Source organism: Marinobacter sp. AN1 (genome assembly GCF_026013985.1).
Lineage (GTDB): Bacteria > Pseudomonadota > Gammaproteobacteria > Pseudomonadales > Oleiphilaceae > Marinobacter > Marinobacter segnicrescens.
In genome coordinates, this window is sequence record NZ_CP110342.1 from 3,863,452 (window position 1) to 3,875,784 (window position 12,333).

Genomic DNA, 12,333 nt, shown 5'->3' on the forward strand with positions numbered 1-12,333 from the left:
GTTACAGCCAGCGCGGCACCTGTTGACGGTAATGGGTGTAGGGCTCGCCATAAAGTTCCGCGAGGGCTGCTTCCTCTGCCAGTGCCTGGCGACGAATAACCCAGGCACCAACCAGCAGGCAGACCAGTGAGAACAGGCTTGGCAGGGCCAGGAAGAAACCCAACTGACCCAGCATGACCGACAGGAACAGCGGGTTGCGGGTGCGGGCGTAGGGGCCGGAGGTAATCAGCACCGGCTTCTGCTCCCGGTCAATGCCGGAACGCCAGTCGGCGTGCATATAGGCCTGAAGATAACTGGCCAGGCCAAAGGACGCCAGCAGCACCAACACCCCCGTCAGCAACACCGGCGGCTGGTACAGCCAGCCAATCACCCCAAGCCAGGGATCAATGGGCCAGGCCATGCGTGCCAGGCACACCAGCAGGATAGCCGCCCGGAAGACATTGAACAGTTGCCGGTTCCACCAGGTGGCCGTGCCGGACTTGCCGTAATTGATATGGCTGAACCCCAGCCGGGCATAGAGCCCGAGGGCGCGGCAGGCAAACAGGATACCGATCAGCAGGAAGAAACTGCCCAGGAAGTGTCGTGTAAAGAGGTCTACTGCCATGAAAGCCGCAAGGTCCGGTCGCACTCGGAAAGAACCCAAGGGTACCGGACCGCTGCCCTGCCGAAAAGTCCGTCAGTCGGCTATCTGCCGCGCGGCTGACGGACCCGGGCGCCGGTTTGCTCAGCGCAGCCCCATACAGTTGGCGTAGTAGGTGGTGGTGGCAGGCCAGTCAGAGAACACACCGATGACTCCCACATCCTGCGCCAGCACATCCAGTACTGTCAGCATGTCGCCGTCGTTGTTGATGGCGTCGTTCACTGTCTGGTAGTACCAGCCACCGCCGTTGGCCAGGGGACCGCTACGCTCCAGACTCCAGGCAATCAGGTCGAGGCCGGCAACGCGGGCATTCTCCGCGTACTCGGAGGGAACGATCTCCTGGTGGCCATTGAGGGCCAGCATCTTCCAGATCGCCGGTGCCAGCACGTTCACACCCTGGGCACGAAGGTTTTCCATATAGGCCAGGGAGGCGGTTTCCGGGGTTATGGGTGACTCATCCAGGAATACCGCCTGGTGACCAAATCGCGGAGTCTCGTTGACCCAGAACAGCACATCCTCCAGCTGGAACGACTGGGGCCAGACATTTTTCGGGTTCACACCCGCATCCACGTAGTCCTGGATCATCTGGCGGGCGTAGTCCTGCTGCCTGTAATCCCCTTCATAGGGCATGTCCACCACCGGGGTTTTCAGCTCCGGCGTCATCTTCACACCCAGGGCCTTGAACAACTCGATGCTTTCCCGGTGGCTGAGCAGGGTACCCCGGCTTGCATAGAGATCCGTGCGCCAGTCAGCGGTGCCGCCTACGTATTCTTCCGGCGTGGTCGCCATGGGGTCGAATGCGTCCATCTTGCCTTCGAGGGACTTGAACTCTTCAAGGGTGATGTCGCTGGTACGACATTCGGCCTGGGCCGGTGTGCCGCTGGCTGGATCCGCCGGCACAAAAGGCTGGGTACACTTGGCGTTCAGTTCCGGGATGGTGACAATGTTGGTGGTGGTATGCAGGTCATTCTGGGCGTGGCGGCACACCAACTCCCGGTCCGCGGTAAAGGCCACGTCACACTCCACGATTCCGGCACCCATCTTCGCGGCTGCCACGTAGGATTCCATGGTGTGCTCCGGGAACTGCAAGGGCGCGCCCCGGTGACCGATCGAAAAGTCCGTGCGGCCCATGGGCTTGTTTTCACACTGCTGCAGGCGATCCTTGAGCGGGCCGTCATCCATATCATCCACCAGCCAGTCGGGGCGCGGACCCACCTGGATGCCGGCATGGCGATGCTTCATGTCCTTCTTGAGCTTGTCGAATCTGTCCTGCAGCCTTTCCAGTCCGGGAGGCAACGACTCCCCATGCTGCCAGCCCCTGGCGGATGCCGTATCAGGCAGGTTGAAAGCCGCTACCATCAGCGACACGGCCAGTGTCATTGAACCTGTTACTGTGCGTTTCATAACCACTCCTTAGTCAGCGTCAGACCAGTACTACAGTGCCCTCCTGGTCACAGATAAATCGGTCAGAAAGAAGCCGGGCACGAGGTGAGTGTCCATGGATCCGGTGACAGTGGTTTGACGCTCCGGTGACACTGGCTAACCACCCCTTGTGGGCCTTCCGTGACCCGATGGCACAGCTGGCCATAAGCACGCTATGCTGTAGCCGCCCCACAATCGGCTTCCAAGTGATTCCAGGAGTTTTCCATGCCTGTCAGGTTCCGGCATAGCATTTTTCTCACCAGTCTGATTCTCGCAGGGTGTGCCTCATCCACGGCGCCCGAACCGCCAGCCAACGCGCAATCAACGACGGACAGCCGCGCCCTGCCCTGGCCCATGGAAACCCTGCGCTATACCTGTGAGGACGGGGTGGAGCTGCAGGTGACCTACTACCAGCCGGCGGAGGGGGATGACCTGGCGGCCATGCTCCATGACGGTACGCTTCACCTGCTGCGACCCTGGCCGGCGGCGTCCGGCTCCCGCTATATCTCCTTTGATGAACAGGTGGGGCTGCGCTGGCACATAAAGGGGCGCGAAGGCATCCTGCAGCGACTGGCACCGGACCACACTGCCGAGGTGGAAACATTGCTGGACAACTGCATCGGCCGGCCGGGACCGTAACGCCCCGGCCCGACAATCAGCCTTCGGGGCGGCGATCACCGTTGACAAAGTTCGCCACGAACACGGCCTGGCCGTACTGCTCGAACGCCCACTTCATGGTGTCGGACAGCACCCGCATGACCTGGTCGTACTCGCCGAACACCTGGGTGCTCATGCGGTTGGCGTAGACGTCGAGGCCGCTGCGCTGCAGGCGATCAATCACATCCTTGATGGGCGGCTTATGGTTGTCGGTGAAGGGGTAGAAGCTGAGTTGCACGGACAGTTCCATGGCAGTCTCCTCCAGTAAGGGGCGTGTGCGTCACCTTTGAGCCTAACACAGACCCTCAGCATTCCAAGATTCGCTCCCGGAAGCCGTCATCCGGGTCCAGGAAACGCACCCGGGCGGTGTTGAAGTTGAGATCAACGAACAGGTGGCAGTAATAATCCCCGTGGCGCCAGGCCATGGCCACACTGGAGTTGTTGGAATAGTTCAGCTCGAACCGGCCATCGAACGCGGGATACTGGCTTCGGAACTGCATCAGGGTGAGCAGCCGCCGTACAACCGGTTGCGCCATGGCCTCGTCGGCTTCTTCCAGGGAGTAGAAGTGGCGGTTGATGTCCCGCAGCTCCCCGGTCTGCTCCATCAATTGCTGGTCATTACACCCGGCCATCAATCCCACGTAATAGACCTGGGGAATACCCGGCGTGAAGAACTGGATAGCCCGGGCGGCAATGTAGGCATCGTCATTCTGCATCAGCGCGTCATAGAAGGTACAGGTGAGCTGATAGATTGAGCCGACACTGTGCACATTCGCCGCAGAACGACGCAGGATGGGATCGGCACTGCGGGCCTCGATATTGTCGATCAGGTCCTGGATGGCCTGGTCCGGCAGCACCCCCTCCACATCCGGAATGCAGATGCCATCATGGGTGTCCAGTACCGTGACCTGGTTGCGGGGGCACATGCGCAACCAGTGCTTGAGGTGAACGCTGTTTGCCGCCAGCAGCGAATAGAGCACCAATGGCGGCAGCGCAAAGCCGTAGGGGTGCATATTCCGCCGCGCGATGGCGTACTGGTAACTGGTGTGGTCATGCACCTCCGGCAGGCATTCGGCCCCGTAACGATGGGCCACTTCGTTGACCCACTCGAGGATACGGTAAACCTCCGGCTCCACCAGGAAACAACTGGTGCCGATGCGCTTGGTGGTGTAACCGAAGGCATCCAGCCGCAGCAGCTTGATACCCTTGCCGGTCAGGAAGCGGATGTAGTGCTCCATCAGCGCAAAGGTCTTGTCGGACTCGTAGTTCAGGTCGATCTGCCGTTCGGTGAAGGTGCACCAGACCTGGCCTTTCGTGCCGTCGGCAAAGGTCACCTCCCGGAAAGGCTCTTTTTCCTTGCGGATATGGATCTTTGCCAGGTCATCCGGGCTGATATCGCCAAACCGGTGCACATGCACAAACAGGTCGGCGTACTCGGACTGATAGCCGTGGCGAACGAAATCCCGGAACTCCGGCGACTCGTCGGAAAGATGGTTCACCGTGAGATCAGCGCAGATATCGTAGCGACTCGCCAGCCGTTCAATATCCGCCCAGGTGCCCACGGCCGGATCCACCTCGGTATGGGTCAGGGGCGAGAAGCCACCGTCCGCATTGGATGGGTAGAATGGCAGGATATGGGCGCCACCAATGGCATCCGCAAGGTGCCGGTCGATAAACGTCCCCAGATCCGCCAGGTTGCGGCCGATGCGATTGGGATAGCACATCAGCTGGACAGCATTGCGAAGGCTCATGGTTACTCCCGGATGAACGTGGGCTCCTTGAGTGTCAGGCTACCGAGGTCAGTGGCTTCAACCGTTTTCCCGCCCTGGCCAGCCGCTGCTTTCGACGACGGCCTACTGCCTCCAGGAACTCCCGGCCCCAGGATTCAATGTCATGGTAGCTGACCACTTCGTATCCTTTCTGCAGCCGGTCTTTGGCCTCTTCCTTCCCCATGGCAAGGGCCAGGTAACAGGTACGCGCCATTTCCCCAGGGTCGTGGGGGTTGGTGAGCAGTGCGCCCCGTAACTCCGCTGCCGCGCCGGCAAACTCTGACAGCACCAGTACGCCGCGCCCGTCGGTCATGCCCTGGGTGGCCACATACTCCTTGGCTACCAGGTTGAGACCATCCCGCAGCGGGGTGATCCACATGACATCCGCCATGGCATACCAGGCCACCAGCTCCTCGAACGGGAACCCCCGGAAGAAAAACTGGATCGGCGCCCAGCCAACCGTCGCATACTGGCCGTTGATCCGGCCCACCGCCTGCTCGATATCCTGCTGCAGCTGCTGGTAGACGGTCATTTCCCGGGCGGCCGGTACGCAAACCACCATCAGGGTGACCTTGCCCACCAGCTCCGGGTGCTCCGCCAGCAACTGCTCGAACGCCTCCAGTTTTTGCAGGATACCCTTGGTGTAGTCGAGCCGCTCTACCGAGAGTACCAACCGGGTATTCCCCAGCTCGCTGCGCAACTCATCCATCTTCTGCTGGACGCCCGCCTGCTTCAATGCAGTGGACACCCGGTTGAGATCCAGTCCTACCGGGTGGGCGCCCAGACCGATCTCCCGGTCGTTGACGGTAATGGTGGTGGTCATCTCATCGAGCCCCACCGCGCAGCCATAGGTGAGGAATCGCGGTGCACAGCCGGTGCGGTCCACCACGTCCAGCGGGGTAACGCCCCGGGCCACGTCCACGAAGTTCTCCGCCTGGCGAGGGATGTGGAAGCCAATGTAGTCGCACTGCAGCAGGCTACCCACAATCTCCCGCCGCCAGGGCAGCACGTTGAACACGTCCGCTGAGGGAAAATAGGTATGGTGGAAGAAGGCGATGGTCAGGTCCGGGCGCAGCTCCCGCAAGAACGCAGGCACCATCCACAGGTTGTAGTCGTGGATCCATACCACCGCATTCTCAGCCGCCTCCGCCGCCGTGCGCTCAGCGAACAGTCGGTTTACCTTCAGGAACACCTGCCAGTGATCTTCCCGGAACGAGGCCCGCTCCCAGAAGGTATGCAGGGTGGGCCAGAAGGCCTCCTTGGAAAACCGCTTGTAGAAGATATCCACATCGTGCTTCGTTAGCTGGACCCTCGCCGCCCGCAGCCTTGCATAGCGGCTGGTATCCACCTCGGTATGGGTCTCGAAGGCACCCAGGGCGGGGTCGTGCACCGACCAGGCCACCCAGGAGCCGGCCTTGCCGTCGGCAAAGAAGCTCAGCAGCGTGGGAATGATGCCATTGGGTGAGGTGGGGCGGCGGCGCACCTGGGTGCCATTTTCCACCACTTCCTCGTAGGGCAGCCGGTGGTACACGATGACCAGGTCGGACTTGCCGGGCTTGAGGATGTCCCGGGCCTCCGCGTCCATCCCATTGGGGCCGAGAAACCCGAAATGGCCGATGGCCTCCAGAATCCCGCCACAGCCGGAAAGGGTGGCATGGTAGACCCGGGCACGGCTTTCAGTGGCGTCCAGCAGACCGGGCTCGGACTCCCCCACGCAGACCCCGATAAAACCCTGCTCGAACATCGACAGGTCGTTGAGGGTGTCACCCGCCACCAGCACGTTTTCCGGATCAGCGTCCAGGTGCTCCACCAGGCGCCGCAAGGTACGGCCCTTGTTCACCCCCGGCGGCAACACATCCAGGTACTGGCCAGCGGAATACAGCAGGTCACAGGCCAGCGCATCCACTGCCGCAACCACGTGATCGGTCACCGCTTCGGGTTCGCACAAAAAGGAGCAACGCCTTTCCTGGGGTACTTCCTGGCGGCGCAGTCCGGCAAAACCCGCCAATGCATCTTCCACTGCGTGTTCGCCGGGCCAGTACTGCTCGATCTCCGCCTGAATCCCACCCACTGGCTGCTGGCTGCCGCCATCGACCACCGTGCAGCCCACATCACAGATAATATAATCCGGCTGCGGCAGGGTGGGATCAGACAGCAGGGGCAGTACCGACTCCAGCCCGCGGCCGGTGACGAAGACCAGGGTCATGTCGGGGTGGGTGGAGATCAACTGGTAGAGTTTCAGGCGATTCTCCGGATCGCCGGCGAGGAAGGTTCCATCAAGGTCTGTGGCAAGTATCACGGTCACTCCTGGCCCGGGGCCTCAGGTGCATGTTGCTTGCAGAGGTCGGTGCAGGTTCTGTGCCGGCGGGTGTTTTTCTGACCGGAAATCAGGGGGCTCGGGTTTATTACCCCAGTTCCGGAGAGACGTTTCAGCGAGGCAAACGTTATTTTGCACCATCACGGTGCATCAACATCCCTGCCGGGGCCAGTTCTCAGGGACGACGAAGACCCGTTCCACCTCGATCCACTGGCCGGAGGCCGCGTCCTCGCTGAGGACAGCGAACAGTCGGGGGCGGGCATGCTCAGCTACGGTATCCATTACCCGCGCAGCCAGCTCGGGATCCGGTCTGTCTGGCTGGGACCATGGGCCCAGCCAGTGGGGCTTGTGCAGGGGTACCCAGGCAGCCATATCCTGGTCGGCAAGATCATGACGGTACAGCCACGTTCCCCTGAGGTGATCCGCCGGTACGAAATCCGGCACGGTCAACGGGGTATCCGGCGGATAGAAAAGGTAGCCAGGCATGAAGATCCTGGAGGTCACGGGCCCGGGAATACCCAGGTCTGTCATGGCCTTCCGGGCCTCTGGCCGCTCGGTCAGGCGACTCTGGTGCTCCAGCAACCGTCGCACTTTCCGGTCCAGCCGATCCCGGCTGTTGGGGCCGTACCACAGAGTATCGTTCCCATCCTGTTGATAGCCCAGATAGAACTTTACCGCGATCTCATGGTGCTCGACCTCATTGGTCACCGGGTTCCGCAACAGGAAATCCAGTTCGCCCAGGGTGCGTCCTGATCCGTCCCTGACCTGCAGATTTTTCGCCAGCAACTGCCAACCCAGCAGATGGGTCATAACGCACTCATAGAGACGTTCAAAGTAGTAGCCGAGGCGAGGGTTCGCAGGCTCATTCAGGACAGCCGGGCGACTGCCCGGATCCGCAGCCCACCGGGCCAGGCGGGCATCCAGGTCAGACGGCAGTTGATCCTGCAGGACAAGGGACTGCTCACAGTGAAGTAGCTGCGGTGCACGGCACAGCCAGTCGAGGTGCCCTGCCGTTCGCCACTGGTATTGCATGAAAGCCGCTCCTCAGCCTCTGTTCAGGCGTTGTTCCCTTCACTCACCGGCCCCAGCCAGCCGCAGCGGGCAAAGGTGTAATACAGCAGGGGTACAACCACCACCGTGAGCAGGGTCGAAAGCGCCAGCCCAAACACCAGCGAGATGGCCAGGCCGTTGAAGATCGGGTCACTGAGAATGAACCAGGCGCCCACCATGGCCGAAATGGCGGTCAATGCAATGGGCTTGATACGCACGGCACCGGCAGATACCACTGCCTCTTCAAGTGCCATGCCCTCATCCAGCAACTGACGGATAAACACCACCAACAGGATGGAGTTGCGCACGATGATGCCCGCCAGGGCGATCATCCCGATCATGCTGGTGGCGGTAAACTCCCGCCCCAGCAGCGCGTGGCCCGGCATGATACCAATCAACGTCAGGGGAATCGGGGCCATCACCACCAGCGGCAGCAGGTAGGACCGGAACTGGGCGACCAGCAGCACGAAAATGGCAAACACACCCACGCTGTAGGCCGCCCCCATGTCCCGGAAGGTTTCATAGGTAATCTGCCACTCCCCATCCCATTTCAGGGTACCCCGCTCGGGCAGGTCCGGCTGGCGGATGTAATACTGCTCCGGCGCATCGTCCTGATCCTCCAGCCAGCTGACCATGCGGAACATGCCGTACAGCGGCGAGTCGGTGTCGCCGGCCATATCCGCCGTCACATAGGTCACCGGCAGCAAATCCTTGTGATAACGCGCCCCGGCCCAGTCCGCCTCATGGATTTCGGCAATGCTGGCCAGGGGCACCAGGTGACCGTCACGGCTGCGCACGGCCAACGACAGCAGGGTGGCCTGCTGTGATTTGTCGCCTTCATCCAGGATCACCCGGATGGGCACCGGGTACTTGGCGTTGTCGTCATGCAGGTAACTGACCCCGGCACCGCCCAGGGCAGTCTGCAGCGTGGACACCACCTGTGCCTGGGAAACCCCGAGCCGGGCGGCACGGTCCCGGTCCACCACCACTTCCCACTGGCGGGTCGGCGCCTCAATGGTGGTGTCGATATCCACCAGTCCGTCGATCTCCTTCATACCGGCCACCAGCCGTTCAGCGAGCTCCCGCCGGCGCCACTCATCCGCGGCATAGACTTCCGCCACCACCGGTGAGAGCACCGGAGGACCGGGGGGCACTTCGACGATTTTCACGCTGGCGCCGTGGCGCTCGCCAATGACCTGCAAAGGTTCACGAAGCGCCAGGGCAATATCGTGGGACTGGCGGCTGCGATGCTCTTCATCCGCCAGATTGACCTGCAGGTCCCCCTGCCAGGGTTCGCTGCGCAGGTAGTACTGGCGCACCAGTCCGTTGAAGTTGATCGGAGATGCGGTGCCCGCATAGGCCTGCCAGTTCGCCACCTCGTCCACGGTTTCCAGGTACTGACCCATTTCTGTCAGTACCCGCCGTGTCTGCTCCATGGGTGTACGCTCTGGCATGTCCACCACCACCTGCAGTTCCGACTTGTTGTCGAAGGGCAGCATTTTGAGGATCACCAGCATGAACACCGGCAGTGAGGCCGCTGCAACCGTCAGCCCCACCACGCCCAGGCCCAGGAACCGGCGGCGCCAGGGGTGTTCGCCAAGAAATGGCCCCAGCACCGTGCGAAAGACCTTCATCGACACGGGGCTGACGCCATCGGCAGAGCTACCCTGCTCCTCGTTGTTCTCACGGTCGCCGTCTGACAGGTCCTCACCGTGCTTCCGCTTGAGCAACCGCATGGCCAGCCAGGGCGCGACGACAAAGGCAACGATCTGGGACAACACCATACCGGCGGAGGCGTTGATGGGAATCGGGCTCATATAGGGGCCCATCAGGCCGGTGACAAAGGCCATGGGAATCAGCGCGGCCATGATGGTCAGGCTCGCCATGATGGTCGGCGTACCCACCTCGTCCACCGCAACCGGGATAATGTCTTTCAGCGGCCAGTGGGAGTTGCGGATGCGTCGGTTGATGTTCTCGGTGATGACAATGCCATCATCCACCAGGATGCCGATGGAGAAGATCAGGGCGAACAGCGAGACCCGGTTGAGGGTGAAGCCCCAGGCCCAGGAAAACACCAGGGTCAGCAGCAGCGTCACCAGCACGGCAATCCCGACGATGGTGGCCTGGCGCCAGCCCATGGCTGCCAGTACCAGCAGCACGACACACAGCGTGGCAGATCCCAGGTCGGTAATCAGCTTGCGGGCCTTGTCGGAGGCGGTCACGCCGTAATCCCGGGTGACCACCACTTCGATATCCTCCGGCAGGGCCCGGTTGCGCAGCAACTCCAGCCGGTGTTCGATGGCCCGGGTGATATCGATGGCGTTCTCACCGGGCTTCTTGGCAATGGCCAGGGTCACCGCCGGGTACAGTGTTCCGATTTCGCCCCGGCGATCGTCGGCGCTCGCCGGCCCCAGGCCCATGGTGACGCTCTGGTCCGGCACGGTGCCGCCGCGGGAGACCTCCGCCACGTCGGCCAGAAAAATCGGGGCACCATCCTGCATGCCGACCACCAGGCGCCTTACGCTGTCCACCGTTTCCAGCAGTGTGCCCGACTGTACCGGGATCGACAGGTTATCACGGGTTACCCGGGCTTCCTGGCTACTGGTGTTGGCGGCCGCCAGGGCCTGCTGAAGGTCGTCCACCGTGAGGTTGAAGCCCTTGAGCAGGGCCGGATCAAAGCGCACATCCACCCGGTCCGGTATGCCGCCAACGGTATAGATATCCCGGGTTCCGGGTACCCGCTTCAGGGCCACTTCCAGGGTATGGGCCAGGCGGGTGAGCTCCTCGCCGGTATGACGGTTGGTCGGGTCATACAGCGTAAGCGTCATGATGGGCACATCATCGATGGAGCGGGGCTTGATCACTGGCTGACTGGCACCCAGGTCCGGCGGCAGCCAGTCCTGGTTGGAATACACCTGGTTATAGAGACGGACCAGGGCATCCTGGCGGGTAATGCCCACCGCGAACTCCACCGTGATCACCGCCTGCCCCTGGCGAGACACGGAGTAAACGTGCTCTACACCAGCGATTTCGCTCATGACCTGCTCGGCCGGCGTGGCGATAACGTTTTCCACTTCCCGGGTGCTGGCACCGGGTAGCGCCACCATGATATCCGCCATGGTGACGTCAATCTGCGGCTCTTCCTCCTTGGGCGTGACCACCACCGCCATAACACCGAGGAGGATAGCCAGTACGGTGAGCAAAGGGGTCAGGCGGGAATCCTGGAAGACCCGGGCAATCGCTCCGGAGGGGCCTGTCGGCGGCAGCTCGCGACTCACTCCTCACCTCCTGCCCGGGGTGCCAGTTGCTCCGTACCCACCAACGATTGCGGGTTTACCACCAGGTGTTCACCCTCAGAGAGGCCGGCAAGGATCTCCACCTGGCCACCCTGGCGCCCCCCGGTGCGCACCTGGCGCAACCGTGGGCGGCCTTCACCCTCGCCTTCCATCACAAAGACGGCTCGCAGTTCACTGCGGTGAATCACACTGCTTTCCGGTACCAGGATCACCTGGCGCTCACTGACCGGCACGGACACTTTCACCAGCATGCCCGGAAACAGGGTGCCGTTGGGCTCGGTCAGGCTCATACGGACACGGAAGGTATGGGTGCCGGGGTTGGCGTAGGGATAGAAAGTCATCTCGCCGGTGGCAATGGCGCGGCCGTCATCCAGGGTGACCCGGGCCCGGCGCTGGTCCCTGGCCACGCCGGCGTATTTCTGGGGCAGGTCCACTACCACCCGCAGCTGCTCCAGGGAAAGGCCGCTGATCAGGGGCTGGCCGGGGCTGACGGCTTCCCCGATCTCCACATGGCGCTCGGTCACGATACCACCATAGGGCGCCTCGACCCGGGTGTAGGACAACTGTTTTTCGGCTTCCTCAACCACACTACGGGCCCGCTCTACCCGGGCATTGGCGGATGCGAGGTTATTATTGGCCTGGTCGTATTCCTGCCGTGATACCAGCCTCCGGTCGTAGAGTTCATCAATACGCCCAAAGCGCTGACGGGCATTGGACAGGCCGGAGCGAGCTTCCTCCAGCCCGGCTTCCGCCTGGGCCAGGCGGGACTGCTGCTCGCTGTCCTCCAGCCGCGCAATCAACGCTCCGGCAGGCACCGAATCATCCACATCAAAGGGCAATTCCATGACCTTGCCGCTGGTCTGTGCAGAAACGGTGCTTTGCTGGACCGCCTCTATCAGCCCATCCAGCTGGACCACTTCTTCGAAGGTACCCCGCTCTACCGTGCTGACCCGCACTTCCGCAAGGGCAGGCACCGCCAGCAATGCCATCCCCAACAAACACCAACGCAGCATTACCATCACCCGGACTCCCCAGCGCACAATCATTCGTTTACGTTATAACCTTATGAGATATATGGTGACATGTCAGTATAGTCCGGTATACAGCAACCACCGCCTGCAGCCTGATGCCGATCAATTCCGGACGACTCCGCTGATACCCGCAGGCACGAATGGAGGATAA

9 protein-coding genes are annotated in these 12,333 nt (G+C 62.0%); 1 reads left to right on the plus strand and 8 read right to left on the minus strand.

What is annotated here, in order from left to right; all coding sequences use genetic code 11:
* Nucleotide 1: 1 nt before the first annotated feature.
* Nucleotides 2-604 (minus strand): methyltransferase family protein, encoded by a 603-nt coding sequence (locus LJ360_RS17845; protein ID WP_091853029.1) that lies wholly within the window; start codon nt 602-604, stop codon nt 2-4.
* Nucleotides 605-724: 120 nt separating this feature from the next.
* Entirely contained in the window at nt 725-2,044 is a 1,320-nt protein-coding gene (locus LJ360_RS17850) for a glycerophosphodiester phosphodiesterase family protein (RefSeq protein ID WP_264994612.1), read from the minus strand.
* A 243-nt stretch (nt 2,045-2,287) separates the two neighbouring features.
* Between LJ360_RS17850 and LJ360_RS17855 the strand changes: the two genes are divergently transcribed.
* Nucleotides 2,288-2,701 (plus strand): MliC family protein, encoded by a 414-nt coding sequence (locus LJ360_RS17855; RefSeq protein WP_264994613.1) that lies wholly within the window; start codon nt 2,288-2,290, stop codon nt 2,699-2,701.
* A 16-nt stretch (nt 2,702-2,717) separates the two neighbouring features.
* Here LJ360_RS17855 and LJ360_RS17860 read toward each other — a convergent pair whose 3' ends face one another.
* The 6 genes from LJ360_RS17860 to LJ360_RS17885 all read right to left on the minus strand — a co-directional run bounded on the left by LJ360_RS17860 (nt 2,718) and on the right by LJ360_RS17885 (nt 12,164).
* Entirely contained in the window at nt 2,718-2,969 is a 252-nt protein-coding gene (locus LJ360_RS17860; protein WP_091853023.1) for a thiamine-binding protein, read from the minus strand.
* 55 nt (nt 2,970-3,024) lie between these two features.
* Nucleotides 3,025-4,470: a sucrose phosphorylase gene (gtfA, locus tag LJ360_RS17865; protein ID WP_264994614.1), complete on the minus strand. Its 1,446-nt coding sequence runs from the start codon at nt 4,468-4,470 to the stop codon at nt 3,025-3,027.
* Between the two features lie 34 nt (nt 4,471-4,504).
* Complete coding sequence (gene ggpS, locus LJ360_RS17870; RefSeq protein WP_264994615.1) at nt 4,505-6,787, minus strand: glucosylglycerol-phosphate synthase; 2,283 nt, start codon at nt 6,785-6,787, stop codon at nt 4,505-4,507.
* A gap of 168 nt (nt 6,788-6,955) precedes the next feature.
* Complete coding sequence (locus tag LJ360_RS17875) at nt 6,956-7,837, minus strand: DUF1853 family protein (protein WP_091853015.1); 882 nt, start codon at nt 7,835-7,837, stop codon at nt 6,956-6,958.
* Between the two features lie 23 nt (nt 7,838-7,860).
* Nucleotides 7,861-11,133 (minus strand): efflux RND transporter permease subunit, encoded by a 3,273-nt coding sequence (locus LJ360_RS17880; RefSeq protein ID WP_264994616.1) that lies wholly within the window; start codon nt 11,131-11,133, stop codon nt 7,861-7,863.
* Nucleotides 11,130-12,164 (minus strand): efflux RND transporter periplasmic adaptor subunit, encoded by a 1,035-nt coding sequence (locus LJ360_RS17885; protein WP_264994617.1) that lies wholly within the window; start codon nt 12,162-12,164, stop codon nt 11,130-11,132. Before LJ360_RS17885 ends, LJ360_RS17880 begins: the two co-directional genes overlap by 4 nt.
* Nucleotides 12,165-12,333: the final 169 nt, after the last annotated feature.

Bases quoted from the DNA above. Each gene is read 5' to 3' on its own strand.
- LJ360_RS17845 (WP_091853029.1), bottom strand. From the start codon at position 604: ATGGCAGTAGACCTCTTTACACGACACTTCCTGGGCAGTTTCTTCCTG.
- LJ360_RS17850 (WP_264994612.1), bottom strand. From the start codon at position 2,044: ATGAAACGCACAGTAACAGGTTCAATGACACTGGCCGTGTCGCTGATG.
- LJ360_RS17855 (WP_264994613.1), top strand. From the start codon at position 2,288: ATGCCTGTCAGGTTCCGGCATAGCATTTTTCTCACCAGTCTGATTCTC.
- LJ360_RS17860 (WP_091853023.1), bottom strand. From the start codon at position 2,969: ATGGAACTGTCCGTGCAACTCAGCTTCTACCCCTTCACCGACAACCAT.
- gtfA (WP_264994614.1), bottom strand. From the start codon at position 4,470: ATGAGCCTTCGCAATGCTGTCCAGCTGATGTGCTATCCCAATCGCATC.
- LJ360_RS17875 (WP_091853015.1), bottom strand. From the start codon at position 7,837: ATGCAATACCAGTGGCGAACGGCAGGGCACCTCGACTGGCTGTGCCGT.
- LJ360_RS17885 (WP_264994617.1), bottom strand. From the start codon at position 12,164: ATGCTGCGTTGGTGTTTGTTGGGGATGGCATTGCTGGCGGTGCCTGCC.